This is a genomic window from Bradyrhizobium sp. JYMT SZCCT0428, assembly GCF_018131075.1.
GTDB lineage: Bacteria > Pseudomonadota > Alphaproteobacteria > Rhizobiales > Xanthobacteraceae > Bradyrhizobium.
Genome location: NZ_JAFCLS010000030.1, coordinates 1 through 26,173, shown reverse-complemented (window position 1 = coordinate 26,173; position 26,173 = coordinate 1). Strand labels below are relative to the sequence as shown.

Annotated in this window: 25 protein-coding genes; 12 read left to right on the top strand and 13 right to left on the bottom strand. The window is 59.0% G+C overall.

Annotation, left to right across the window (positions count from 1 at the left end):
• The first annotated feature begins 64 nt into the window (after positions 1-64).
• The 3 genes from JQ575_RS27385 (at position 65) to JQ575_RS27375 (ending at position 3,095) form a co-directional block, all read left to right on the top strand.
• Positions 65-733: a TRAP transporter small permease subunit gene (locus JQ575_RS27385; RefSeq protein WP_212036270.1), complete on the top strand. Its 669-nt coding sequence runs from the start codon at positions 65-67 to the stop codon at positions 731-733.
• Positions 730-2,598, top strand: a complete 1,869-nt coding sequence (locus tag JQ575_RS27380) for a TRAP transporter large permease subunit (RefSeq protein ID WP_212036268.1) — start codon at positions 730-732, stop codon at positions 2,596-2,598. Before JQ575_RS27385 ends, JQ575_RS27380 begins: the two co-directional genes overlap by 4 nt.
• Before the next feature lie 236 nt (positions 2,599-2,834).
• The gene (locus JQ575_RS27375; protein ID WP_212036266.1) at positions 2,835-3,095 is read left to right on the top strand and encodes a DUF1488 domain-containing protein; all 261 of its coding nucleotides are present in this window, start codon (positions 2,835-2,837) and stop codon (positions 3,093-3,095) included.
• Between the two features lie 13 nt (positions 3,096-3,108).
• Here JQ575_RS27375 and JQ575_RS27370 read toward each other — a convergent pair whose 3' ends face one another.
• Positions 3,109-3,336 carry a hypothetical protein gene (locus JQ575_RS27370; protein ID WP_212036264.1) on the bottom strand — a complete coding sequence of 76 codons (228 nt, stop codon included), beginning with the start codon at positions 3,334-3,336 and terminating at the stop codon, positions 3,109-3,111.
• Between the two features lie 1,031 nt (positions 3,337-4,367).
• Between JQ575_RS27370 and JQ575_RS27365 the strand changes: the two genes are divergently transcribed.
• Entirely contained in the window at positions 4,368-4,733 is a 366-nt protein-coding gene (locus JQ575_RS27365; protein ID WP_212036262.1) for a hypothetical protein, read from the top strand.
• Positions 4,734-4,773: 40 nt separating this feature from the next.
• On the opposite strand, the gene JQ575_RS27360 is transcribed toward JQ575_RS27365, so the two are convergent.
• From JQ575_RS27360 to JQ575_RS27350, 3 genes are all read right to left on the bottom strand, one after another.
• Positions 4,774-6,036 carry a serine hydrolase gene (locus JQ575_RS27360; protein ID WP_212036260.1) on the bottom strand — a complete coding sequence of 421 codons (1,263 nt, stop codon included), beginning with the start codon at positions 6,034-6,036 and terminating at the stop codon, positions 4,774-4,776.
• Between the two features lie 181 nt (positions 6,037-6,217).
• Complete coding sequence (locus JQ575_RS27355; protein WP_212036253.1) at positions 6,218-6,991, bottom strand: enoyl-CoA hydratase-related protein; 774 nt, start codon at positions 6,989-6,991, stop codon at positions 6,218-6,220.
• 109 nt (positions 6,992-7,100) lie between these two features.
• Positions 7,101-7,757, bottom strand: coding sequence for an FABP family protein (locus JQ575_RS27350; RefSeq protein ID WP_212036252.1), 657 nt, complete (start codon positions 7,755-7,757; stop codon positions 7,101-7,103).
• 13 nt (positions 7,758-7,770) lie between these two features.
• Between JQ575_RS27350 and JQ575_RS27345 the strand changes: the two genes are divergently transcribed.
• A complete protein-coding gene (locus JQ575_RS27345; protein ID WP_212036250.1) occupies positions 7,771-7,932 on the top strand; it encodes a hypothetical protein in 162 nt (53 codons plus the stop codon).
• 2 nt (positions 7,933-7,934) lie between these two features.
• A complete protein-coding gene (locus tag JQ575_RS27340; protein ID WP_212036248.1) occupies positions 7,935-8,270 on the top strand; it encodes a GrlR family regulatory protein in 336 nt (111 codons plus the stop codon).
• A gap of 114 nt (positions 8,271-8,384) precedes the next feature.
• On the opposite strand, the gene JQ575_RS27335 is transcribed toward JQ575_RS27340, so the two are convergent.
• Entirely contained in the window at positions 8,385-8,564 is a 180-nt protein-coding gene (locus JQ575_RS27335; protein ID WP_212036246.1) for a hypothetical protein, read from the bottom strand.
• A gap of 379 nt (positions 8,565-8,943) precedes the next feature.
• Here JQ575_RS27335 and JQ575_RS27330 point away from each other — a divergent pair, with 379 nt between their 5' ends.
• Complete coding sequence (locus JQ575_RS27330; RefSeq protein WP_212036245.1) at positions 8,944-9,696, top strand: outer membrane protein; 753 nt, start codon at positions 8,944-8,946, stop codon at positions 9,694-9,696.
• A 165-nt stretch (positions 9,697-9,861) separates the two neighbouring features.
• Here JQ575_RS27330 and JQ575_RS44940 read toward each other — a convergent pair whose 3' ends face one another.
• Entirely contained in the window at positions 9,862-12,513 is a 2,652-nt protein-coding gene (locus tag JQ575_RS44940; RefSeq protein ID WP_212036244.1) for an EAL domain-containing protein, read from the bottom strand.
• 872 nt (positions 12,514-13,385) lie between these two features.
• The gene (locus JQ575_RS27320; protein ID WP_212036243.1) at positions 13,386-13,595 is read right to left on the bottom strand and encodes a hypothetical protein; all 210 of its coding nucleotides are present in this window, start codon (positions 13,593-13,595) and stop codon (positions 13,386-13,388) included.
• Positions 13,596-13,943: 348 nt separating this feature from the next.
• Here JQ575_RS27320 and JQ575_RS27315 point away from each other — a divergent pair, with 348 nt between their 5' ends.
• Entirely contained in the window at positions 13,944-14,882 is a 939-nt protein-coding gene (locus JQ575_RS27315) for a hypothetical protein (protein ID WP_212036237.1), read from the top strand.
• Here the strand turns inward: JQ575_RS27315 and JQ575_RS27310 are convergent.
• From JQ575_RS27310 to JQ575_RS27295, 4 genes are all read right to left on the bottom strand, one after another.
• Positions 14,851-17,088 (bottom strand): hypothetical protein, encoded by a 2,238-nt coding sequence (locus JQ575_RS27310; RefSeq protein WP_212036235.1) that lies wholly within the window; start codon positions 17,086-17,088, stop codon positions 14,851-14,853. The genes JQ575_RS27315 and JQ575_RS27310 overlap by 32 nt on opposite strands.
• A 1-nt stretch (position 17,089) precedes the next feature.
• Entirely contained in the window at positions 17,090-18,262 is a 1,173-nt protein-coding gene (locus tag JQ575_RS27305) for a hypothetical protein (RefSeq protein ID WP_212036233.1), read from the bottom strand.
• Complete coding sequence (locus JQ575_RS46585) at positions 18,190-19,098, bottom strand: AAA family ATPase (RefSeq protein ID WP_409364830.1); 909 nt, start codon at positions 19,096-19,098, stop codon at positions 18,190-18,192. Before JQ575_RS46585 ends, JQ575_RS27305 begins: the two co-directional genes overlap by 73 nt.
• 84 nt (positions 19,099-19,182) lie before the next feature.
• A complete protein-coding gene (locus JQ575_RS27295) occupies positions 19,183-20,433 on the bottom strand; it encodes a VapE domain-containing protein (protein ID WP_212036230.1) in 1,251 nt (416 codons plus the stop codon).
• 1,004 nt (positions 20,434-21,437) lie between these two features.
• Here JQ575_RS27295 and JQ575_RS27290 point away from each other — a divergent pair.
• The 3 genes from JQ575_RS27290 to JQ575_RS27280 all read left to right on the top strand — a co-directional run bounded on the left by JQ575_RS27290 (position 21,438) and on the right by JQ575_RS27280 (position 24,429).
• Positions 21,438-22,574, top strand: a complete 1,137-nt coding sequence (locus JQ575_RS27290) for a PGN_0703 family putative restriction endonuclease (protein ID WP_212036229.1) — start codon at positions 21,438-21,440, stop codon at positions 22,572-22,574.
• A gap of 330 nt (positions 22,575-22,904) precedes the next feature.
• Positions 22,905-23,246 carry a DUF2958 domain-containing protein gene (locus JQ575_RS27285; RefSeq protein WP_212036228.1) on the top strand — a complete coding sequence of 114 codons (342 nt, stop codon included), beginning with the start codon at positions 22,905-22,907 and terminating at the stop codon, positions 23,244-23,246.
• 508 nt (positions 23,247-23,754) lie between these two features.
• Positions 23,755-24,429 (top strand): metallophosphoesterase family protein, encoded by a 675-nt coding sequence (locus JQ575_RS27280; protein WP_212036227.1) that lies wholly within the window; start codon positions 23,755-23,757, stop codon positions 24,427-24,429.
• Positions 24,430-24,546: 117 nt separating this feature from the next.
• Here JQ575_RS27280 and JQ575_RS27275 read toward each other — a convergent pair whose 3' ends face one another.
• A complete protein-coding gene (locus JQ575_RS27275) occupies positions 24,547-24,777 on the bottom strand; it encodes a hypothetical protein (protein ID WP_212036226.1) in 231 nt (76 codons plus the stop codon).
• Between the two features lie 149 nt (positions 24,778-24,926).
• On the opposite strand from JQ575_RS27275, the gene JQ575_RS27270 reads away from it, so the two are divergent.
• Positions 24,927-25,430 (top strand): heme-binding protein, encoded by a 504-nt coding sequence (locus JQ575_RS27270; RefSeq protein WP_212036225.1) that lies wholly within the window; start codon positions 24,927-24,929, stop codon positions 25,428-25,430.
• Positions 25,431-25,599: 169 nt separating this feature from the next.
• On the opposite strand, the gene JQ575_RS27265 is transcribed toward JQ575_RS27270, so the two are convergent.
• Positions 25,600-26,173, bottom strand: a 574-nt coding sequence (locus tag JQ575_RS27265) for a transposase (RefSeq protein WP_212036224.1), incomplete at its 5' end; no start/stop codon positions are given.

The window sequence follows — 26,173 nt, the reverse complement described above, 5'->3', positions numbered from 1 at the left end:
GTCCGGACCATTCCTTTACCAGCAGCTATCTACCAAGCAGCCCGTACCAAGCAGTCCAGATTTCATGAACAGCGACCGTTTTCTGCATACCATCGACGGTATCAGCACCTTTGCCGGCAAGGCAGCCGCCTGGCTGATCATGGCGCTGATGTTTCTCGTCTGCGCCGAGGTTTTCAAGCGCTACATCCTGAACATGCCGACCGCATGGATCTTCGATGCGTCGAACATGATGTACGGCGCGGCGTTCATGCTCGGCGGCGCTTATACGCTGGCGCAGAACGCCCATGTCCGCGGCGACTTTCTCTACTCCTCGATGCGGCCGCGCACCCAGGCCGGGCTCGATCTGGTGCTTTACATCGTGTTTTTCCTGCCCGGGATCGCGGCGCTGGCCTATGCGGGCTGGGACTATGCCGCGCTGTCGTGGCGCATCAACGAGCACTCCAACGTGACCGCGGACGGACCGCCGGTGTATCATTTCAAGGCGATGATCCCGCTGGCGGGCATATTGCTGCTGCTGCAAGGGTCCGCTGAAATCGCGCGCTGCGTCATCTGCCTCAAGACCGGCGTGTGGCCGAGCCGCCTCAAGGACGTCAGCGAAATCGACGTCGTCGAGGAGCAACTGGCGCTGAGCGAGCATGTCGACGACGAAGCGCGCCGAAGCGCGATCGAGCATGCGCAGAACATCGAGGAGAGCGCGCGCCAGCGCGGCCTGGGCGGAGCGTCACAGCCATGAGCGATCCGGCACTCGGGCTTTTGATGCTCGGACTCATCGTCGTCGTCATCATCATGGGTTTCCCCACGGCGTTCACGCTGATGGGGCTCGGCATGTTCTTCGGCTTCTTCGCCTATTACCGCGGCGGCGAATCCTGGGCCGACAACCACATCTTCGACCTGATGGTCCAGCGCACCTACGGCGCGATGACCAACGACGTCCTGATCTCGATCCCGTTGTTCGTCCTGATGGGCTACGTGATGGAACGCGGCGCGCTGGTGGACAAGATGTTCTACGCGATCCAGCTGGCGTTCCGCCGCGTGCCGGCGGCGCTCGCGGTCGCCTCGTTGATCGTCTGCACCTTCTGGGGCATTGCCTCCGGCCTGGTCGGCGCCGTCGTGGTGCTGATGGGCGTCATCGCCTTCAACCCGATGCTCAAGGCCGGCTATGACGTGAAACTCGCCTCCGGCGTCATAACCGCCGGCGGCACGCTCGGCATCCTGATCCCGCCCTCGGTCATGATCATCGTCTATGCGGCGGTCGCCGGGCAATCGGTGGTGAAGCTGTACGCCGCGGCGATGTTTCCGAGTTTCTTCCTGGCGTTCCTCTACCTCGTCTACATCGTCGGCTGGGCGCTGATTAACCCCAAGATCGCGCCGAAGCTGCCGGAGAGCGAAACCCGGGTGCCGGTGCGGCCGTGGGTAACGCAGGTCCAGCAGCTCTACTCGCGAAAAATGCTGCCGGCATTGCTGGCCGCGACGGTGGCCCCGTCGCGGGCCCTTGCCATCACCGTGGATGGCGCGCGGCTCGGCTACGGCACGATCCTCAAGAGTCTGTCGTTCGTGCTGGTGCCGCTGGTCATGACGCTCGGCACCCTGTGGGGCATCTGGTGGTACGTCGTGATCCACCAGCAACCGGACGCGCCCACCGCCATCGAACGCAGCGAGGCGCCGACCCCGCTCGGACAGGGCGCGCCGAGCAGCGAGCCGGTCGAGGAAAAGCTTCAGGAACTGGGCAGCTCGGTCCAGCAGTCCGGCGCAGCCAAAAAGGGCGAGCCGGAGGTGCTGCAGCAGATGGGCAATCTGCAGAGCGAGACCGCCGCCCCGCCGTCGGCGTCCGGGCCGCCGGAAGGCTTCTACCTGTATTTCGCCTTCACGGCGGCGGTCCTGCTGCTGCTGCTGTTCTACTATTACGCGATCATGGAGGCCGAGCAGTTCGAGGTGCTGCGGCTGTTGATCACCTCGGTGATGCCGCTTGGCCTGCTGACCGTGGTCGTGCTCGCCGTGATCCTGTTCGGCATCACGACCGCCACGGAATCGGCGGCGGTCGGCGCCGCCGGCGCCTTCCTGCTGGCGTTCCATGCCCGCACGCTGAACTGGAAAAAAACCAAGGAGGCGGTGTTCCTCACCCTCAAGACCACGTCGATGGTGTGCTGGCTGTTCGTCGGCTCGGCGCTGTTTTCGGCGGTGTTCGCGATTCTCGGCGGCCAGGCGCTGCTGGAGAGCTGGGTGCTGTCGCTCAATTTGACGCCGGTCCAGTTCATGATCCTGTCGCAGGCGATCATCTTCGTGCTGGGCTGGCCGCTGGAATGGACCGAGATCATCGTGATCTTCGTGCCGATCTTCCTGCCGATGCTCAAGCACTTCAGCGTCGATCCGATCCTGTGGGGTGTGCTGGTGTTCGTGAACCTGCAGGCGGCCTTCCTGTCGCCGCCGGTGGCGATGTCGGCGTTCTACCTGAAAGGCGTCGCGCCCAAGCACGTCACGCTGAACCAGATCTTTTCCGGCATGATGCCTTACATGTTCATCGTGATCATCTGCATGGTCATCATGTATATGTGGCCGGGCATGACGCTGTGGCTGCCGAAATATCTCTACGGCGGTTGAGGCGGGCGGACGCTGGGCCATATGCCCGGATTTGCCGTGGCCTGCGGCGGTTAGGCGCGGTTTGCCGGGAACAATGACCTGAATGGGCCGTTGAATCCTCCGGTGCGCGGCGAACACAGCCGTTGGCGCCAGCGGAGAATTCCGATGGAAATGATCCTGATTATTGTTCTTGTAGTACTCTTGCTGGGTGGCGGCGGATATTGGGGTCGTAGCCGTGGCCACTGGTGAAAATCACCATGATCGACTTTCCAAACCATAGCCGCAGCTATGACCACACCAGGCGCGCCGTACGATTTTGGGGCTACGACAGCGCGATCGAGGCCTCGTTCTATGTGAACGAGGCAGCGCTGGCGCGAATCCAGCCGGGCGCGCCGCTCGATGAATCCGGCTGCCTGAACGCCTTCGACGCCAATCGCGACAGGATCTGCGCCGCTGCCGCCAAGGTTTACGTGCGCGGCACCCGCGGCTCCTACGATCTCGGCGCGGCAAACTTTTGAGGACGTAACGGCCTCAATCCGCCGGGCACAGCCCCTCTTCGATCGCGGCCGATTGCAACTGGCCGGCGTCGGTGACGCCTGCCGCGGCGGTCGCCAGGATGCGCGACGCCATCTTGACCTTGATCGCCGGCGTGGCGGGCTTGCCCGACGCGCTGTCGACATGGGCCGACGCCAGTTCCAGCACCGATCTCATCATTGAAACCAGTTCCGGATTGAAGTTGTTCGGCGAAATCTTGGTCATGCGCGCTCCCGTTGGCGCTCATGTAGCGCGGCAACGTGACTCCAATACGACCCTGGTGTGAACGGTTGTCTCAGAGGTTAATTCGTCCGGCGGCTACGCCGGAGCGCGGCCCCGGCTTGCTCTAATTTAATTTTCAAATAGCCCATCTGTTGGTCGTCCCGGCGAACGCCGGGACCCATACGCCGCGGCGGTCGTTGTTGGCAAAAGGTCTCTAACGCCGGGGCTTTAACAGATGGGCCGCGGCGTATGGGTCCCGGCGCAAGGCCGGGACGACAGCGCTGTTTGGCGCGCGAGCACCATCATGCAAACACACCTTCACGTTCTCGCGACGCATTGCGCCCGAGCTTTGCCGGAAATTTCATTGCCCTCCAATCAGAGGGCGCAGGGAAGACCGGGTGCGCGCTGCACCCGCGGTCTCGTGTGCAATTGTGCATAAGAATGCGCACACGAGCATACAGGTCCAGCGGAGAGCATCCGGCCTTCCCTGCGCAATGGCTTTACGGCTTATAACCCGCTCTCCCCGGTGAGACGGCCTCTATTGCCACCGTCGTCCCGCGGAAGCGTTAGCTCCCGCGGGACTTGACGCCGTTACGGGCGCCAGGACCACACGCCTTCGCCGTACGCTTCAGCCGCGACCGTCAATCGCAACCTCAGCGTCCACCGCAACCCGCCCCTCGTCGTGACGACGGCCGACGCCCCTCTTGATAGGACGGGATGGCGATAGATGCGCAATGATTTAAGTCGGATGGCAACAGGAATATTTTTGATTTTCAGAAATATTGGGCTTGACATGACTTCGGTAAATTGCAAGTGAGTTGCCCGTCGGGCTACTATGTCGCACCCAGACGTCATTGCGCGCCACCGGGTCGCGCGAATGCGCGCCCGAGGCTCCGAGAAGCAATCCACGCCTCGGCTTGGTGCAATATGGATTGCTTCGCTCCGCTCGCAATGACGGGGAGAGGACGGCGTCTAGGCAGTCATTCCCCGCGGCCCATCTTTCGAAACATTAATTTCACCGCCAGCGTCCGGTAATGGCGGGGCTGGTAATCGTGCGGCCGACCAACAAAGCGCGAGGTTTCGTTGTGGGACGTGCGTTGGAATACAATTTTACAACGCTGCGAATTTCCCGAGCCTATGTCAGCCTGGTGTCCCGCCCCGAGGGTGAGGCGATTTCCCTGGCGTGGATCGGCGATTATGAAATTCGCATGCACGCAGCCTCAGCGGCTTGCGCCGCGAGGCAGCCCCTTTTTATCGTCGAGATCTTCGACCATGACGCGCAAATCTTTATTGACAGCCGCGCGTGCCACACCCTTGCAGAAGGCGCCGTCGCATTCGACGAATTCCTGCATCTGGCCGAGCCGGTAGCAGACGGACCGCACGACAAGCGGCCCGCCTGATCGCGCCCGCGCGTCTTGCGCGGCGCCGGCTGGAGCGCATTCATTTCACCATGGCGCCGTAGACGATGTCCTGAACTTGCTCGCGATAATACTTGCGCAACTCGCCGGGCGCGGCCGTTCCGACCACCACGACGAGACGCTCCTTCGGGTCGGCGAAAAACTGCGTGCCGTAGGCGCCGTTCCAGGAGAACTCGCCGGGATTGCCGGGAACCGCCGACAGGCCTTCATGGGTGCGCACCGCCACCGAAAGGCCGAAGCTGAAGCCTGCGCGATGCGGCTCGACGTTCGCCACGTTGTTCTTGATGCCGGGCCCAAGGTGGTTGCTGGTCATGTGGTGCACCGTCTTCGGGCCAAGCACGCGCTGGCCGTCGAGTTCGCCGCCGTTGAGCAGCATCTGGCCGAAGCGGATGTAGTCGCCGACGGTCGCAAACGCGCAGGCGCCGCCACAGTCGGACCTGGTTGGCGTGTCCAGCAGTTTTATGGCCTGCGGCTTGCCCGTGAGCGGGTCGTTCGGGAACGGGCGGGCGAGACGCTCGCGCTGCGCCTCCGCGGGGCGGAACGTGGCGTCCTTCATGCCGAGCGGCTTCCACACATTCGCGGCGAGATATTCGCCGAGCCGCTGTTCACTGACCTTTTCGACGACCGCGCCCAGCACGTCGATCGAGAAGCCATATTCGAATGCCGTCGCCGGCTGATGCGCCAGCGGCAGTTTTGTGATGCGATCGATGAAGGCCTGGGTATCGCCCTCGATGGCCGGCGCGGTGCCGTCGGGATAGAGGCGCGCGACCAGGCTCGAACTGTCCGGCCGTCCGCCATACATCAGGCCCGAAGTGTGACGGTAGAGGTCATGAATGGTAATCGGCCGGGCCTGCGCTTCCATCTTCAGCGAACCATCCGGCTGCGGGACGCCCACCTGCATCTCGGCAAACGCCGGATAATATTGCGAGAGGCTGGCTTGCAGCGGCAGGCGGCCCTGCTCCATCAACGTCAATCCTGCGACCGCGGCCATCGGCTTGGTCATGGACGCCAACGCGAAGATGGCATCGAGCGGCATCGGCGTGCCCTTGGCCGGATCGAGCTGGCCATAGGCTTTGTAATGCACGAGCTTGCCGTCCCGCGCGATGGCGACCACCGCGCCGGGCACGCGTTTCGCCAGCATCTCGCGGGCGAAGAAATCATCCAGCCGCGCGAGCCCGGCTTGCGAGAATCCCGCCTCGTCCGGCTTTGCCTCCGGCAATGGCGCGGCATTGGCCGCGGTGAAAGCGATTCCGGCAACCACGGCCGCGGCAATGAGCCTTTTCATGATGTCCTCCCGACGGCGGATACATCCCGGGCGATTGCGTCGCCATTTCGGTGTCCGCCGGCTATAAGCTTAAGTCGCGCCTCCCGAAGCGACAAGTCGCACGGGATGGCAGCGGGTATGCGCCGGCAATTTTGGCCGGTGATCGGGCGTGGAAACAAGCAGTACGCCTGATCAAGCCTGACTAGCGCCTGCCTGCGAGAAAGCGGCGCATGGCGTCCTGCGCTTCGCGCGAACGCCCCAATTCGTCGGCAGCCTGCATCTCGTGCCGGTAGCCGTCGAGTACCCCCATATCCTCCACTTGCGCGAGACTCGCACGCGCAAGTTCGATGGCCCTGGGGTCGCGCCCGGCGATGTCTCGCGCGATGTGGTACGCGAACGGCATCAGCTCGCTCTCTTTCAAACATGCCTCGATCGCGCCGCGGCGATACAGTTCTTCGGCGGTGAGCTGAAGCCCCGTGAGCAGCATGCGATTGACCGTCGAGTGGCCGAGCAGGCGCATGGCGTGACGCGCGCCACCGAGCATGCCGACATTGATCTCCGGAATGCCGAACACCGCATTCTCGCTCGCCGCCAGGATGCAGCATGAAGCGGCTATGCCAAGCCCGGCACCGAGCGCCGGGCCATTGATCGCAGCAATGGTCGGCTTCCTGCCATGGAGCAGCGCGTCATAAAGCTCCACGCCAAGGGAGGCCGGTCCGGCGCCGCCGGTTTCCAGCGCATGAAGCTGCTCTTTCAGATCAACGCCCGCCGAAAAGCATTGCCCCTGGCCGGTAAGCACGACCGCACGGACGTCGGGATTTGCATCCATCGCCGACAGGGCTTCAATGAGCTCCCGTATCATCTGATACGATAGAGCGTTGACCGGCGGCCGGGCGAGAACGATCGTTCCGATGTGCTCTGAAATGCCGAGCTCAATGTTCATCAAACCTCCAAGAGAAGGGTTCAACTCGTCCAAAATCCGATGCCGCCGTTTTCGTAGGATGGGTGGAGCGAAGCGATACCCATCAATTGCCGCCGTTGATGGAAGCGATGGGTATCGCTTCGCTCCACCCATCCTACGATTTCTATTTTGTCTCCGCGCGATCTTTCAGGATGACCGCCAGCGGATTGGGTGCCGCCGCCCCGACAAGCTTCAAGGTGTTGGTGTCGTGATGATTGAAGGGCTGGTCTCTCCCCTTCACCAGAAGCTCGGTTTCAAGGAGATAGGTCCAGCTGCCGTCGTCGTTGAAGGTGATGTCGCACCGGTAGCTTTCGGTGCGGAAAGCTTCGTCCAGAAATTCCGTCGAGCAGATTCCGTAACGCGTATCGCCGCGCTTGGCCGTGACGGAGATTCGCCTGTCATCCGGCTTCGCATTGCCCGCTGCGAGCAAGACCTGGCCTCGCGGAATGGTCACGCTTTGCAGGATCAGGCCGGTTGCGGGCTCCCAGAGCCAATAGCCGACCTGATCGTGGAAGGTGATGTCTTCTTCCGGCGTGTTGATGTGGATGTGATAGCGCAAACCGTAAAACAGCTGCGGTCCGTTGGCCTGCGGATCGATCGGGTCCATCCGGATATGCTCGCGAAACACCCGACGCTCCGGGCCGTCGGCTTTGGGGTTGACGTCCACGCCCTTGTCCGCCTGCCAGATACCCGCGAGATGACGGAGCGGTCCGAGATTGGCGAGGCTATCCGGCGATACGTTGTCCGGCTCGGTAAAGATGTCGGCGGGAATGGGCAGCATAGGAAAACCTCGCGTGATCGCGGTTTCGGCACTATCAGGCTTCCCGGGCGATTACGTCGCCATTTCGGTGTCCGCCAGCTATAAGCTTAAATTGCACCCGCCAGAGCGACAAGTCGCGCAGGAAAGCAGCGGGTATGCGCCGGCAATGTTTGCCGGTGATCAGGCGTGGAAATAATCATGATCAAGAACGGGCTCTATTCGCTCTCTGCCAAATCCCGCGACGGCGTGGCCGACGACGTTGGCGGCATCCTGATCTTCCGCGACGGCCAGATCCATGGCGGTGACGCGTATGTCTATTACACCGGCAGCTATGAGTGCTCGGGTGGAAGCTGGAAAGGCAAGATGACCAGCAACGAACATACCCCGACAGACCGACCGATGGTGGCCCGCGTCCAATACATCGGATTTTTTGGCACGTATAACGACACCGGCGCCAAGGTCGATGCGATGGCCCTCGTTGGGGATCAGAGTGTTCGGTATGATGCGGTGTTGCGATTGTTGGTGGCGGGGTGAGTTTGATTCTTGAGATCTCGACTGCGGATCGCGATGGGTGGGCACGAGGTTGATGGCGCTTCCCGATTTTTCCGCCTATGTACGCGGCCCGGATCGCAGCTCTCTGGTGGAGCGTCAGCCTCGACCGCGCCGTTCATCAATTGCTTCCTCCACTTCCCGAGCCAACGTGCTCAGGTGCTCGGCAAGCTGTGCGAAGAATTCTCGCTTCCTCTTTTCGGTTGCAAGGTCGCGGATCAGCGCGCAGTCGACAGCGTCGGTCCGGAGCTTTTCCACGTAGGTTTTCAAGTTGCGCATACGCCCTGCTCCGACTGGCACTTGTCCGCCTGGAAACGGAACATGCCCTCCAAATTCGGCCGGGGATATTGTCCTTTGAGGCGATGCCCCCATCAGATCAAAAATACCGTCCTCGGCTGGGCCGCGCCGACATCCCTGACAGCCAGGGTTTTCTTGCATTATTTTCCCGACCTTCCGATGCCTCGGAAGAAGCATTGGCACAAACTGCATAGTCTAACAGGACAAGACTATTGCCGTTTTTTCCCGAATAAAAATTCGCCTGTTGCAACCCGGATACACGGTGAAGAAAGCAAATCATCCATACTGGGTCGTGGAATGGGAATGCATGTAGAACGCCGCGGCTGGAAAGATCGTCGGCTACACCGGAAGGGGATATGCAATGAAGAAGTTTCTGATGGGTACGGTAGGTGTGATTGCGCTGGGCATGGGCGCTCCGGCATCCGCCGCCGACATGGCCGTCAAGGCAAGGCCTATGGCGCCGCTTCCGGTAATCTACGACTGGAGCGGGTTCTATATTGGCGCCAACGGTGGCTGGGGCCAGAGCCGTAATTGCTGGGATTTTGTCACCGTGGCGGGAGTAGTGGTCGCGGACGGTTGCTCGGACCGATCCGGAGGTCTCATCGGCGGGCAACTCGGATATCGCTGGCAGTCCGGCGGCTGGGTCTTCGGCCTGGAAGCGCAAGGCGATTGGGCCGACCTCAGCAACACGCGCCTCAGCTTCATCAATCCGGCATTCTCGACGCGCGTGCGAACCGACGGCATCGGTTTATTCACCGGCCAGATCGGTTACGCCTGGAACGCCGCGCTGCTGTACGTCAAGGGCGGCGCTGCGGTGACCAGCAATAGCTTCGATATTCTCACGACGCTCGGCGGTGTCAGTGTGGCGTCAGCCAGCGCAACGCGCTGGGGCGGTGCGATCGGTGTCGGCCTTGAATATGGCTTTGCACCGAACTGGTCGGTCGGCGTCGAATACGATCACCTCTTCATGGGGGATGCGAATAATTCGTTCTCGGTGGCCAATCCCATCGTGGCCGGCGCGCTCAACCGCATCAATCAGGACATCGACATGGTCACGTTGCGCATCAACTACCGCTTTGGCGGTTACGGGGCACCGGTGGCCGCGCGCTACTGACGAGCAGCTAACGTCCAGCGAACTTGAAGCCCCGGCCTCGTCCGGGGCTTTTTGTTGAGATGTCGGGAACTTTCCCAATTCCCGGATATCGTTTCGCTGATCCGCGCTACGCTCGCTACGCGCCAACTTCGGTGAAACCGGGCGGGCGCAAGGGCCACCGACCTGTCACGCCACCGCCTGCCGCTCGCTCTCCGGAAGGACCTGCAGCAACAATTCGCCGAACGGCACGGGCTTGCTGAAGAGATATCCCTGGCCCAGGGCAATTCCGAGCGCGCGAATCTTTTCGACCTGGTCGTAGGTCTCGACGCCTTCGGCGACGATCGAAAGGTTCAACGTCTTCGCAAGCTGGACGATCGATCCGAGCACGGCAACGGTCTCGGCGCGACCGATCCTGTCGATGAAGGACTTGTCGATCTTGACCTTGTTGAACGGAAAAGCGGTCAGGTAGGACAGTGACGAATAGCCGACGCCGAAATCGTCGAGCGCGATGGAAACACCGAGCCGCTTCAGGCGTTCGAGCGTCTTGAGATTTTCCTGGCTGTCGGCCAGAAACACGCTCTCGGTGATCTCGAGCTCCAGCCGTGTCTCGGCAAGTCCGCTCTCAGCCAGCGCGGCCATGACGGAATCGACGAGAGTGCCGCCGGCAAATTGCAGAGCCGAGAGGTTGACCGCAACCTTGATATCATCCGGCAGCATCACGGCATGGCGACACGCCTTGGCGAGCACGAGATCGCCGAGCTCGCCGATCAGTCCGCCGCGTTCCGCAACCGGAATGAATTCGGCGGGAGGGATCAGGCCTCTAGTCTTGTGGCGCCAGCGCGCCAGGGCCTCGACCGATTTCGCGCGGCCCGTCGAGAGTTCGAATATGGGCTGATAGAACACCTCGATCTCTTCGCGCCAGATCGCCTCGCGAAGCTCGATTTCAAGGATGTCGCGCTGGTCGGCTTCGGCCTTGAGCTCGGGTGAGTAGAGATGGAAACCATTTCGACCGGCATTCTTCGACTTGTAGAGGGCAAGATCGGCATTGCGAAGAATTTCATCAATGCGCGTGCCATGCTCGGGCACCACGGCGACACCGATGCTGCATCCGATCACGACCGGGTGGCCGTCTATTTCATAGGGTTCGGCAATGGCCTGGACCAGGCGCGCGGCAAGTGTTGCGGCGTCGTCCTGCAGCGCGGACGGCCCCGGCACCACGATCAGCGCAAACTCGTCGCCGCCGATCCGGGCCGCCGTATCGACGGTTCGGGCCTGCGCCTTGATTCGACCGGCGACCTGCTTGAGAAGCGCATCGCCGCAGTGGTGGCCGAGCGCGTCGTTGACGGACTTGAACTTGTCGAGATCCAGCAGCAGCACGGCGAACGGCGTCTGGTGCAGAAGATACTCGTCCAGCGCTTCGTCAAGGCACCCCTTGAAAAGGTTGCGATTCGCAAGGCCGGTCAGGCTGTCATAGTGCGCCAGCCTCTCGATGCGGTCCTCGGAAGCCTTGCGTTCGGTGATGTCCTCATGCGTCGCAACCCAGCCACCACTCTCGCGCCGTCCATAGGAAATATGGATGACGCGCCCGTCCGGAAACTGCACCGTGTTCGAGGTGTTTTCCGATTTGGCGAGCCGGTCCTTGAGGTCAACCAGGTAGGCGTCGAGATCACGCACCGCCTCCTGATGTGCAAACACCTCGCGGAAATTCATGCCGACCCTGATGTTGTCAGGCGAAAGCTCATAGGCATCGAGCCATTGCCGGTTGAACGCGATCAGGCGATCCTGGCCATCGAACATGCTCAACCCTTGCGGAAGGTTTCGCAGCGCGTCCTCGAATTTGCTCAGGGAGTCGCGCAGTTCGCGCTGTGCCGCGTCGAGCGCCTTCTGTCTTCGCCAGTGCAGCGCGGTCGCCATCAGGATGATGAAGGTGAGCAGGAGCGCGCCACCGAGATAGATTTTCTGCCTGGCTTGAGAGCGCGAATAGATCTCCTGCTCCGAAATGCCGGCGGTGAAGATCAGCGGAAAAACCCGCGATCTGCGCGCGGTGATCAACCGGTTGCTCCGGTTCGCGCGACCTTCGCTCCCGCTCCAGTTCCAATATTGGCTATAGGAGCTGTCCCGTAATGCGCCTTCGACGTGGCCGGGATTGCGCTGTCCCAGTACCGTGCCCTGGTCTATGCCCCGCGCGGCGAGCACGATGTAGTCGGCATTTCTGAGGACAAGCGTGCCTCCGATACCGAGCTTCGCGGTGTCGTAGAACCTGCCGACCAGGTCCACGCTGATCGAGCCTACGACGACGCCCGCCGGACCTTTGCCGTTGTCGAACAGCTTTCTTGCGATCTGGATGGTCCATTTGTTCGATGCCCGCCCGAACACCGGCTTTGCGACATAGAGCCGGTCTTCGGCCAGTTCCATCACCTTGGCGAAGTGCTCCCGGTCCCCGAGATAGAGCGGCGGGCCGGAGTAGCCGGTCGTCGTATCGGACAAATAGCCGTTCGGTCCGATCAGCGAGAACTGAACCACGTCGCCGCTCGCCATCTGCGCCTTGCCGGCCCAGAATTTCAGGCTGAAGGCGGCAGGATCCTGGGCGTAAAGCGCACGCACGACCAGCAGTGACTGATCTACCCGCTCGAAGATCCGCTCGGTATTTTCCTCAAACAGCTGAGCGACGCTGTTTCCGTGCGCCCGCGCCTGTTGCAGCGCTTCCGTTCGTTCCGAAGACGTGATCGCGAAGTAGCCGATCCACACCAGCGGCAGGAAGAACAGCGCGATTTGCAGCGGGGCATTTCGCAGGATTGCCTTGGCAGCCTTGCGGACCAAACTGCGGGCGTTAATCACAGCACGCAACCCCGCGCGAGCCGGAAACCCACGGTTGCACTCTCAGAGCCTAGCAACGCCTTCAAATATGACATCGACTATCTTCGCCTGAACCGCCCGGGGATCCGCATCGCCGCGGCCGGGCATCGCCGAGATCTTGCAATCCCCGAACGTAGCGTCGGCAGCCTTAAGCTTTGGTGTTCGGACAAGCTTAATGTTTATGTCAAAAACCCCGTAACATCACGGAGATAGCCGCGATCCTGGGCCCCAGCCTCTGCCCGCGGGTGGAAGCCGGGCGGGGCCGCTGCAATCAGGCTCTCGGGTTCATCAAATGGGCGGGATCGAACCATCCGGCTTCGCCCAAACGGGCTACGCCGGGACAAGCCCCTGCTCGGCAACTCTTTCGGGATGCGGCAATACTGAGATTAATGGTGCCCAGGGGCGGGTTGTCGACCACTGACCGCAACATCAGCAAAATCAATATCTTAGGTGACTTCCGATTTTGGCCTGTGTACCACCAAAATGTATCAATGTCACCGACCTGGGGATCGCTCCGACTTCAATAGCCTAGTATGGGCGGATGCCGAGCACCTTTTGGCTAGGACTCCTCGTTCGAGGAAGATTGCCGGATCCAGCGCCTCATGGATCCCATTCGCCGCCGTCATCAGGCCGGCGTCTGCTCGGGCAAGCGAAGCAAGATGCGTGCATCGTATGCTGGTGCCGTCATGGTTCGTCCGATGAAGTGAGATCCATCAACGAAGTCCCATTCCAACTCCTACCGGCACGCCGTTGTTCACGCGGATGCAGTTGTCAAGCTCGCGGATCAGAGAATGCGGCTCAGCCGGATTTTTCGCTCGCAAGGCGGCCCCCGCATAGGGCATCCGAAGCTCTCTTCACGGCCAATCTTCCTTCGTGGCCGCCTCCAGCGCCGACACGCCGTCCCAGACCACCCCCAAGGGGTGAAAGAAAGCCCGATGTCGACCATCAGCGGCGCCCAGCATCGCCGACCCAGCCGCGTTCTGCGCACCCAGCACGAAGGCGCCGAGTATCACGTCTTCCGAGAAGCCCTTGCCGCTTTGCGCGAAGATCTTGCCATCGCGCATGAAGAAGACTGCCTGCCCACCGTCGGACCAGAGCAGGACGCGTCGGTACCAAGGGAATAGCCGCCGTAGCCCGCATTCTCGCTGCGCAGTCAGCGGAGATGCGTTACTACCGGCCAGACGCGACGGAACTGACTCGGGAAGCGTCTGCCGAATTGGAACTAGAATTCGCGCAAAGGACGATAGTCGAACACCCGAGCATCTCCAATTTTCCCTACCAGAAACTCTGTCGCACCATTGGTCGAAGAGGTGCGATAATACGAACGCCAGAACATTTGCGCTGGATGCGTTTGAACCGATCGCATACCGCAAGGTCACTGGTCGCTGGTTATAACCACTAAGATTGGAAAAATGATGATGACAAGCCCGACCGCCGGTCTTGATTGGGTTCACGGGCTTGATTGTGAAACCATGCACCGCATCGTTGATCAAGCGCGCATTGATGCTGATGCGTCAAAAATTCCCTATGCGCTCGATCGCTTGAAGGAGATTTGGGCCATCTGGCACGTAGAAGACGCCCGTGCCAGTCCGTTCAAATATCGGCCGGTAATTGACGCGCGAATCGATGCGATACGAAATCAAATGCAGACAGTTCGGGCAACTCTGGATAATTGGCGGTCGAATATGCCTGATCCAGAAGAAGAGAAGCTAAGCTCCCTTACCTTTAAGAAGCTGGAGTTTGGATATAACCTTTGGAAACTCAAGCAGCCGCCCGACGCGAAATCAAGCAGCTTCTACGAGTTGGTCGAGGATATCGTTCAACAGTTGAACCTTGCTGAACAGATGTTTGCCTATCTGGATAAGCTCCAGACTGATTTTGACAGTCTGAATGGAGAACATAAGAGCTCAGTGTTTTTCGGTTCGAACCTTGAACAAAATGCCCATCTCGCCTTTCAGGGTCTGTACCCCTATCTTTTGAGATATAATTACAAGACACCCGCGCTTCGTCGAATGCTTCCGCAAATCGGCCGCCTCTACGAGTTCCTTACCAATAAGAAATTTACGATAGCAAAAAATCCTGACTATACGCCAGGCGATAACCAAGAGAAGAATCTAAAGATTTCGCAATATTCGTCGCCCGCACTTCGTTTCGCCTACACGCTCCTGCGCGAATGCGGTTTGGTCAGCGAAGTATTTGACCACCCTGAACCGCCCTGCCGGGGCGAAGGATTTCGCAGGTGTACCGATGAGCTTTGCGAACCCTGTCGCGCACTTGAAGTTGTCGCTAAGAACGCCATCGGACATCTCAATAGCAATCTTAGGAAAGAGACGAAGGAAGCGCAGCCATAAATCGACGGCTACGATCGACAAAGCCAGCCAGCCCATCGATCTCCAGAATTTCATCTGCGGTCCAGAGTTCCAAGAGATGGGTCCAGATGAGACGCCAATGCAGGTTATGTCTGCCCGCAAGATCCTTCACCAGCGCCGCGAGGCGCGACAGCGGGTCATCCGGCAAATATAGGAAAGCCGCATCGTGCGGTTCGTGTCCGGTGAGAGCGAGCTCAAGCTCCGCGAGCACGAGGCGCATGCGCTCAATTGTTAGTAGTTGTACTCTTGCTACACATTGGTCGCCCTGCTCTTCTGAGCCGAGGAGATGCTCGCACAGCGCTAAAGTGGCTGCGGTCCAGTGAAACCCCAAGGCGGAGCGGACCTGGACCAAGTCAGAAGCTCTTGCTGCAGCACAAAGTGAGGCGGAATGCTTGATTCTTCCGGGCAATCCCTGCGCCGCTCTAACGATCAGCGCAATGGCCTGGGGATCCCGATGCACCGGACAATTACGCGCAGAGAGCTCGCGAACAGCGAAAGTGGTCGCCTCGTCCTCGTTAAGCGGGCGAACGTGCCACACGTCGCTCCGAGAGACGATGGCAGGGTTAAGGCTGGCGACATCCTCAACGCAGAAAATCCAGGTTGCGCCGTCCGCCCCGTTTTCGAGGGTTTTAAGGTATCGTGAGTTAAGAGATTGAAGCTGGTCGAAATTTAACAGCGCCAGAGTCGAGTGATCTACGCGAAAGGACGCGCGCACCATGTCCAAGCGATTTCTCAGTTGTTCTTCAATCGAGCGATCAAGAACCGCCTGCGTGACGTCAAAGACAACATAATCGAATGAACCGTTTTGCGCGATTGTGGTACACGCCTCGCAGGCAAAGCATGGTCGTGACCGCGCAGCGCCGGCGCAGGCCGAGAACATCGCGCTATAGCGCGCCAAAGTTTGCTTTCCGGAGCCCACTGGTCCAGCGAGAACGAGCGGCGCCGTTCGTCGGCCACGTGCTTCGCGGCTCTTGATGAAGTCGAGGAAGCTGGCCGTTCCGAGCAGCTGGTCAACCGACGTCTCCTCACTCGTGGACGACCTCAGCACCCGTGTACTTGAAGCTCCGCTAATCTGATCGACAAGCACATTGCGAAAATGGCGGGCCCAAGGAACATCGATTGGATCAATCGACGCCAAAAGAGTGGCCGTGGCCTCGACAAGATCGGTCAAGGGACCGATCGTAGGCTTATTTAAGGCGTTACGTATATCTGACCAAAGGTCATTAAAGGGATCATCGAAGCCCGAGCGCGTCAGACGCGTCCACGTGTCAGAAAGCATTTGGTGCAGGTTGTTGGTCGAAAGGCGCGGCTGGTAACCAAAAGCTTGCTCGGGCGTTAGCTCGTCGATGATGGCCGGAGCCCAGGCAATTAGTGAGCCGACAAAAATGAGGGATGCGCGCGCCCGTGAGTTGATGAACGAGAGTGTGTCAGCCGACGATTGGAGGCGACTTAGTCGCATGCTCGCTCGTTTGCCGAGCTCACTTAAGATCTCGGACCTGCGGTCCGAGCTCGTGTGCCGTTTTGCCAGAGCGATCACAAGCGGCAGGATCGATGATTGATCGTTTTGCTCGAGCAACCTCTCCAAATGACGCGCAATCTCGATACTCGTTTGACGTGCGGCAAGAAGAACCGCTTGACGTTCGAAGTCGCCTGTATCTCGGTCGACGTAGCAAACCACGGCTTCATTGAACGCCTCAACAAAGTCGTTCAATGTCAAATCTTCCGACATGACGAGCTCTCGAAAATAAGCAATGAAGTCGCCCTGTCGGCTGAGGCGACCTCGAGATCCGAGCGTTGCATGATGATCGAGGTAGCTGACGAGCTTTTCCACTGTTTGCTCGGTTGGATTAGTCTCTTCAACGATCAGACTTGTCGCGCTGATCTCAGGCCAACAAGAATGACGAAATAGCGGGCAGCGTCTATGTGCGAAGAATACCGACCTGGCATTAGGCGGGCTTCGCAGGAATGATCTGACCATCTCACGATTGGAGCCTCGTTCACGCCACTCCCAAAACGGAATGAACTGGTCAAACAAGCCACCGGCGTGCTCGGTGAACTCGTCGCCAGGTCGCAAGGCCTTGCGGACTGCTTCGTGCATCGCGGGGATCAAAATGCCAGTTCGATACCGATAGATCACGGGCTGTTTTAACTCCGGCGGAGCGACGAGGTAGTTTATGTCCAACATCATTTCAGAACCACGTGGTCCAGGATCGTGATCGCCGACGATGGTCGTCGGTCCAGCTGTCGAACAGTTTCGCGCGTGCTGCAGTGTCGTCCTGGAGGGATGTTTTGCTCAGCTTCTCAAGCTGTTGGAGTCGGTTATTTCTAAGGCGTAACCGATCTCGAGATTCGTCCAGCTCCCAGCCGGCTTTGACATGAGGCCACGCCCCGTCTTGCACCGCAGAAAGATAAGGCAGCCGAGGTTCGGCGTTTGTCCGGAGGGCAGCGCTGGACACACCACCATAAAACTGAACAATGGGCTGTGCTGACGGTATCGGCCCCGATATGTAGGTCCGGCCGGCGAAGAGCGCTTGCTTCAGTTCTTTAGGCCATTCCATCTCCGGCAGCGACGCAAACAGCGAACCCACAGCGCGCCAATGAAACTTCAATGTCGACCGATTGTCATCAATGTAGAACGAGGATTGCTCAACGAGATACTTATTGTTTTCAAACCAATCGAGGGTTTTTCGGTAGCAGTCTGTGAGAGCGGAGGGCCCCCGAAGGCGGCCCGCGATGCGACCGAACACGCCAGCCCCATCCCGTGCAAGTACAGACATGACGGCTTGTGACGTCGTATTAAAATCGTCGAATGCCAGAAGTCTTTTTACAAAGTGTTCGACCGATCGGACGGCGCGAACGGTATCCTCACGATCATCCTCTGGCGGAAAGTAGGTGAGCATAATGTTGAAGGGCGCGCCGCCGCCTTGCACAAAGCACGATGCGCGGTGAATAATTTGACGGACATGACCGAAATCGAGAGATCGCGTCCCCGCGTAAAGCGCGTCGGGCTGATCTTCGCTGACGGCGCTATCAGCCGACGACGGATAGGGAATGCGTTCGGGCGGCGCGATGGTTACGTTTGACCTCCGCCTTAACAGTTGCGGCTCTGCAACAGCGGCGCTGAAACCCGCAAAGCGCAGTCGGATTTCGACCTCGGAAAGGCACCGGCTTCCCGTCCATATCTTCATGAGGGACGGCCAGTAGTCTCGGAGCTCGCGCGTGTCCGAAAGTTTCCAAAGTTGGCGAAAGCCCTCCAACACCTCTTGTCGTATATCGGAGTCAATGACATCTACCAGTGGATCAACATATGAGTTGAAGTGGCGCAGCGTTTGCTCCAGAGTAACAAGAAGGCCTGCACCCAACGTGATTTAGAACTCCAGCTAGCGGGCCAGTCGTGGAGAATAGCGGTTGCAGCGTCGGCGCCTTCGTTCACAAGCGCTCGGAAGTAGCTGAGCAGAAAGTCGTCAGAAGCGAGCCCAAGGCGTGCGCGAACCTGTGCGTCAGTGATTTGCTGATGGGAACCGGATCGTCGGTCCACGACCGTGTCTAGATTTGTCAGAAGGTCCCGCGGGTGGCCTTTACTGAGCGCGGCAATCAAGCGTAACGCCCGCTCATCGAGGTCGAGGCCTTCTGCTTCGGCGACCTCCTCAAGGAAGCGCACGGAATCCCATGGCGATAAAACTTGAACTTCAACGCGGTGTAGCCGTGAACGCAAAGCCGAGCTTATCTCCCATGGCGCCGTCGTTGCCAATATGTACGTTGCGCTACAAGGTACGGCCTCGAACCTTTTGAGAAGAGCGTCGGCGTCACTTTCGTGAAGCGCATGGGCTTCGTCCAAAAAGATGACTGGTCGATCGGTGCAGTTCTGCATCCGAAGGTTGATTAGTTCGAGTAGATAGCCCGGACTGTCGCCCTCTTTTGGTACGTCGAACTCGAGAAAGTTGCGAGGGTCCGAGCAATGAGAACATGAATTGCACGGAGAGCCATCGACGTCGGGTCGTTTGCAATGCAACGCTCTCGCATAAAGGCCAGCGAGGGTACTTTTTCCAGCGCCATAAGCTCCATACAACAGAACATGGATCGGCGCCCGGGCTCGGACGAAGCCGGCCAAAATGGCGACCGCTCGGTCTTGACCGCTTAAACGATCAAAGCGGGTTGGCCGATGCTTGTGAGCAAGAGGGATATCAGCGCTGTTCATTTCGATGACGGTTGACTTGGTGGACTTGGTGGACTGGTGGACTTGGTAGACGGTTCTCAAATAGCAGAGCCACTCGTGTGACCGCTATTTCAGGATATAGGTCGCGCTGTCGGGAAGGCGGCCGCGGCCCCTGAATGGTGAAGTCGGATGACCGAGAAACGAGTCCATGAGTTGTTTAAACCGGAACTGGCCAATTTCCTCGCCCATCAATCGATTGAAATAGTGTCGAACGGCATCGGCCTTGATTTGCTGTCCTCTGGTGTCGTTCATCAGCTTTTCATCGTTGGGATCGAACCGCTGAAAGAAGGTCAAAACTTTCGGATTCGCCGTGAGCTGTTGGTGCTGTCGTCTTGCGTCGCGAAAAGGAGTTATCGGATTGATATCGGCGCCTGACGATGCCTGTTCCGGTAGGGCTAAGATCGAGCACCAGAGTAGTAGATAGTTGATCGACTTTACGGTGTCCCACACGATGGTATCGCCTCCGATGCCATCGGGCCCGGTCTTGATGGGCAGCATAACAAAGCGACGGTGCCCGCTAGGGTCTGGGACAAGCTCTTGGATCGGAAAATTCGATGTGCCAATCGCCGTGAACTTGATCGGAACTCGCGTCGACATCGACGTCATCAAGATTCGGCGGTGAACTGCCGAAGCGGTGAGAACACTTTTCGCTCGCGCAACTTTGTTTCTCGCGATCGGCTCCATGTCGTCGAAGAAGAGCGCATAGTAACTGAAAAGGTGAGCGGTTTGCTCCTTGGTGAGGTCCGAGAACAGCGCAGCATCGCTGGCCAGTTCTGCGAGCGGTTTTAGCAAGCAATGCACAAAGGTGGTCTTGCCCGATCCTTGGGCTCGACTATAGATAATAGGCACACAATGGTCGGAAACGGAATTGCCAGGGATCTTGCGCTTGACGGACCAGACGTAGCTCTTGATCTCCGCAATTGCGAGCTCGGGGTCCATGTCAAAAATGGTCCCCACCTTGGCCCATTCAGCAGCCGCCACAGCATTCTCCTCTGCTGAAAGCATTGAGAAGAGCGGCTGGGTGATCAGCACCTTCCGGTGGCGCCCGCGCATTTCGATTGCAAGACGAAGGGCCGAGGCAAGTTCAGCGCGCTTGGCCGTGGATCCCCGCAAACGCGCCTCATGAACCAGCTGATCAAGTAAGTTCGTAAAGGTCGGGTGATCCCGACCGACGACTGCCGCAAGATCCTGCAGGCTGCGAGCGTTAAGAGGCAAAGAACGGTACCTCAGCGTACTGTCAGCCAACACGTCCACCTGACGGAGCTCTAAGAAATCGTTGACGAAGTTGAACTCCGCCGACCGCGGCAATTCGGACATTGGTCTCTCCCACTATGTGGGAGCGACGAAAGCCGATCGGATGCGCTTGCTCAGCTCGGTATCGGCGCAGGAAAAAAATTGCGGAAACCGATTCCAAAAGTGGGGCCAATATGGCCGCGGTGGTAGAATAATATTCCACAAAAAGCCGTGTGGACCCGGCGCGGGGCAACCATTGTTCCAAGCTCAAAAACGGTCTTGCTGCCGGCAAACCTCGACATGCGGTATCGTTGCGCGCGCCGTGAGGGACTTCAATACAGGTGCGGCGCTGATCGATTAGCAGCGCTGCCGTTAGAAGCCTTAGCCGGAACGTCGCGCTGATTAGCGAGTTCCGAAGCGGAAAGCGCATGAGATTCGTCGCAATCGTTTTGCCGGCTCTGTTGCTCTCTACCGCGGCGTCGGCAGAGAAGTGCAGGAAGTACGCCCCGGCCCGTCCAGGTTCGCTTGTGCAAGCGCTAAAAATCCGAGCTGGTGGCGCGACGCGAATGTTGTAACCAGGAACGCGAATACAGGCCTGCGAAGGCTGAAGGGTCTTAACGAGTTCATGATCTACGTCCAGGCTTGATCGCGCGGTCTCTGACTCGGATCACTACAGCAGGTCAGGCCTGGCCGGAAATGAAGACGACGCCGCGAAATCGTGAGCCTTCAGGACAAAACTCTGGATGCCCTCCGCAGAACGTTGCTGGGGATACGAGCTCGTATCCGCTAAGAGGCGAACACAAACTCTTACCCTCTGGCTTAAGAATGAGCTCAAAACAGCTGCGGATCAGCTGGCGATCCAGCTATTATATTTACCCTTCGTCTGCTGCAGCAGACACTGCAACTGCATCTCTCTCCCTCTCTCCCTCTCTCCCTGCTCTACATCCGCTCTCCCTGAGCCCACAGATCAGGCAGTCGCGACCTAACGAGCGAAAAGCTTAAAAGTCACGTCGGGTGTTGCGATATAGGTAAACTTCAGCCATAGCTGCACGAATCTCCCTTGCACACTGATGTGCTTGGAGATTCATATGCCCGCTTCCTATGCTGCGCCGGCGTTGCCGCGCATTCCGCTTGTTCCGCAGTCGCTCCTCAAGGCGCATGGGGTCGACTGTATCATCGACACTCGGTTTCGTGCGGCCGCTCGCCTCCTTCAAAGCCTATGGCTGAAGGACAACAATATTGCTACGGGCCTCCATATCCGACCAGAGACCAATGGGGATGTACTCATCCCACTGGAATCCTTGCTGTCTCGCGAGGCAGCCAATGCTGGACGCAACTTCCTCTCGCCGTCGATCCACACCTTCGTCCGCCACGAGCTAATCCTCCGCGAAGAGGGCGCGTGCTACGATGAGGAGCGCCTTTTCGGCAATGCGCTTAGCTCCATGCCCCTTGCCTTCAATGTGTTCGCACCGTTGGCGATGGACCTCACCCTCGCCTCGACCGTTTTCCGGCAACTTCTTCCTGACTTCGTCAATGACGTCTTAGCCATTCGTTTCGAAACGTCACCCGGGCGGCGAGAAGAGCGTTTCCTCAATGACGGGACAGCATTCGATCTGGCAATCGAAGTCACAACTCCAGACGGTGAAAGCGCGACCATCTTCACCGAGCTCAAGTACAGCGAATCGATGGAGGGCCCTGCCGCACGGTATCGTGAGCGATATGATCAAGCTTCGCGCGAAGTCGGCCTCTACATCGATCCCGATGCTTCGATGCTAAGGTCGCTGGCTCTCGAGCAGCTCTGGCGCGAACATATGACCGCAACTCTCGCCGTCAACGAAGGTGTCACACCTCGTGCGATGTTCCTCGCAATCGGTCCCCGTCTTAATCGCCGCGTCCAGGCCGCCTTTCGCTGTTACGCGAATGAGCTCATCCCAGAGGGCGACCTGGCCGATGACAAGGTTCGTTTTCAAGCTGTCACGCTCGAGATCGTCATCGATGCCATCCACCAGGCTGGTGCGGTCGAGCTCGCTAAGAAGCTATGGGCGCGTTACTGCGACTTCGAACGCGTCTTTCATCTCGCTATGGCGGAGTACACGCAACCCGATCCGTCCAACGGTGATCCAACAGACAAGCCACGCGCTTCATCGCCCACAACTCGCACTAGCAAGGCGAAGAATGGAAGCCGCGGCATCGGCGAGATATCTGACGCGTCCGTGACCAGGTAGGCCGTTTTCATTCGTGCCCGGTTCCAGTTTGGAGACCGGGCACTCGGTCTTTGCGCCAGCGAGCGTTGCCGGGAACATCCCACTTTTCCCGGCGGACCGGCATGCGGCCAAACGTTCACCCCCTAACTTAAGAATGAACCCGAAACTGCTGCGGATCAGCTGGCGAGCCTATTATATTTACCCCTTTCCGTCTGCAACGCAGACGCCACCTACTCTCACTCTCACTCTCACTCTCACTCTTCCCCTGCTCACTCGCGCCGCTCCTCGGACGCAACATTTCCAACGCACCACGGAATCCATCTCAGGCATCGAATTGCGGGAGATGGCCAAATGAAAATTCCCGACTTACTCACCGACGCAGACCTCGACCAGCTCTTAGCGAATGCCCTCGCCGGCGAGGTTGACCACCATCCGGTCGTCAAGCTTTTCACACCGGATGCCAACGCCACTTGGCTCATCATCGAAGTCGACCCAGACGACCCCGACCGCCTGTTCGCTCTATGCGACCTCGGCTCAGGATGCCCAGAACTAGGCTACGTCTCGTTAGCCGAGCTCTCGGCACTCAGAGGCCCGCTCGGCCTTTCTGTCGAACGCGATGCGCACTTCAAGCCGAAGAAGCCGCTGTCAAATTATGCCGACGAGGCCCTGGCCAAAGGCCGCATTGTCACTTGACATGCAATCGCGACTCCTGTTGCAACGCCGACGATCGGTATGAGCCGGAAGGGTGTTCGTCATGACCGGCTACGTTGGCATTTTCTGGGGCATTCCAGGTCCCGACCTCTCATGGACAATTCTAACGGATGCGACCTCGCTCGCCGACGCCGAAGTCTATGGCAATTTCCTCACCACCCCCGAGGCCATTACGATGTCTGGGCCAAATGGCAGAGACCGCGCGGGGCACCGGTCGCAGATCGGTCAATTGCAAAAGCCATCCTCGAGCACGAGTATGAGACGCTTCCTCGCGGCCGGATCGTCTATCATGCGACCGATCGCCGTTTCATTCTGTACGCCGACCAACGCCTCCAGGAAGACCAGACAATTGCAGCCATTGCGGGCAAGTTCGGGCTGTCAGCGGGCACATTCGAGGTGCGCTCCGATGAACATTACCGCAGCTAGCGGTTCATCAAAATGGATATATTGGGCTTCAATGCCTAGTAGATGACTGGGACACCAAGGAACCTTGACGAATACCTACGCTATCGGGGACTCACACGGCTGCCGAGACCAACTCGCCCGCCTATTCGAACTATGCGAGCGAGAAGCTGGACAACAAAGATCTAAATTCATCCTGCTCGGTGACTACATCGATCGCGGCCCCGATAGCCGCGGAGTCATCGAGTTTCTGCTCGATATGCAGAAGTGGTCGCCGGACGAAATCATTTGCCTCAAGGGTAATCACGAGGATCTATTCCTTGCCGCACTCGATGGTGAGGATGCCGAAATGAATTGGCTCGCAAATGGTGGGGGTGCAACCCTCCGCAGCTACCGAGCTTCTCGCGCCAGAGATATTCCGACCTCACACATCGACTGGATTCGTTCTCTGCCTCTCTCCCACGATGACGGACAGCGTTTCTTCGTCCATGCTGGCGTACATCCTGATCGTCCTCTCGATCAGCAACGAGCGCGTGACCTTCTCTGGATTAGAGAACCATTTCTTTCCAGCAACAAAGATTTCGGACGGCTGATCGTTCATGGCCACACGCCGCTCAAGAGTGGCATACCTGATCTCAGACCTAATCGGCTGAATCTAGATACCGGTGCCGTCTATGGACGCGCGTTGACATCGGCAGTTTTCTCAAGACAAAAAGTCGATCCGGTTAAATTCCTCACAACAAGCTCTCTCGAACCCAGATAAGTCCCAGCATCTTCGAACCATCGTGCTCATTTGCAGACCGACAGGTGTCTCATAGCCTCGCGCGTGGAAGGGCCCGTCGTCACGATGTGCGCTGATCCAGAAGCGCCGCCGGCTGGCTCAGCGCGTCCCCGGCGCATTGGGCGCAACACCGATCCCGGTGCTCTCGACACTGATCGCGTGGTTTGACATGTCATTCACTCCCATGAGGAAAAGCGTCGCCGCAATGATGGCTCCCCTGAATTTCGCCGCAGACAGCGCAGCGCGCGCAGAATCGGCGGCGGCCGATATCCGGCAGAAGCAGGCTGCAGATTGCGTTCGTTTGGGGAAAATGGAGGCATTCCGTTCCATGTGCATTCACCTCGACGAGTCGAGTGCTGCACAGTTCTTGGACCGAAGCCTCAAGGGGAGACTGTACTTCCCCTAGGCACTTGATAATTCAACAGGGCAACAAATGCAACATCGAGCAGCGGCTCAGGCCGAATGAACAGGGATCAGTTATGGACAGCAAAAGCCTTGTACATCTGCTGGCAGGTTTCGCTCTGCTGATTTCGACGCCGTGTCCAGCACAGGACTCGCTCGTTACCTACAAATCCCTGACGCCCGGAACAGCCCTCGAATTGGCGCAATCCGCACTCGCGAATTGTCAGCAGCGCGGCTACCAGGTCGCGATAGCCGTTGTCGACCGCTTCGGCGTAATACAGGTGATGCTGCGCGACCGCTATGCCGGGGCTCATACCCCCGCGACTGCATCGGGCAAGGCGTGGACCGCGGCAACCTTCCGCACCAGCACCAGTAATCTGTTCGCCATCAGTCAGCCCGGCATGATGCAGGCGGGAATTCGCAATCTTCCGGGCGTGGTTGTCATTGGCGGCGGACTCGTCGTCGAGGCGGGCGGTTCGCTGGTTGGCGCGATTGGCGTCTCGGGAGCGCCCGGAGGCGATGCCGACGAAGCCTGCGCCAGGGCGGGGGTAGAATCGATACAAGGGAAGCTCGATTTTTAAGTTGGGCGCTTATCGTTTTAGCAACGGCTCGCGGCATGTCTCTTCATGGCACTTTTCGGACATCGCCAATGGTCCGAATGTCCGCTTCGACGCCGATTATGTTGAAGAAGTCGGCGAACTAATCGTTCTGGATAGATCGAAGAGACAACGCACGCGGGCCTCTCTGCGCTCAAGCGGGCTTCAAAGCAGGCGGCACGATCATCTTTGCCAGCTTTCGGAGGTTCTGGGCGGTGGCCGCCAGGAGGAACTCGTCCCGAGCACCAAGGGGGCCTCTCAGCCTGAGGCGATCGAGGCGCAGGATGCGCTTCAGGTGCGCGAACAACATCTCGATCTTCTTCCGTTCACGTCGCGACCTAACATAGGCATCGGTCTTCGCGATGTCGCGCGCAACGTCTCGGGCCTGTTCGTGGATCGAACGCGGGACCTTGCGGGCAGGCATTTTCGGACAGCACCGCGGCTTCAGTTCGCAAGCATCGCAGTCATACTTGCTGGCGCGATAGTGCAGTGTTGTCCCGTCATTCACCAGAGTCCCGGTAGAACTCAGCACCTTGCCGGCTGGACAGACGTAGAGATCGCGCTCCTGATCGTAGGCAAAGTCTTCGCGGGAGAACGTCCCATCGTCGCGAGCCGACTTGTCGAACACTGGAATGTGCGGCTCGATCGCGCGCTCGTTAACGAGCCGCCCGAGCATCTCGGCTGAACCGTAAGCACTGTCGGCGGCCAGGCGCTCGGGACAGAGCCCG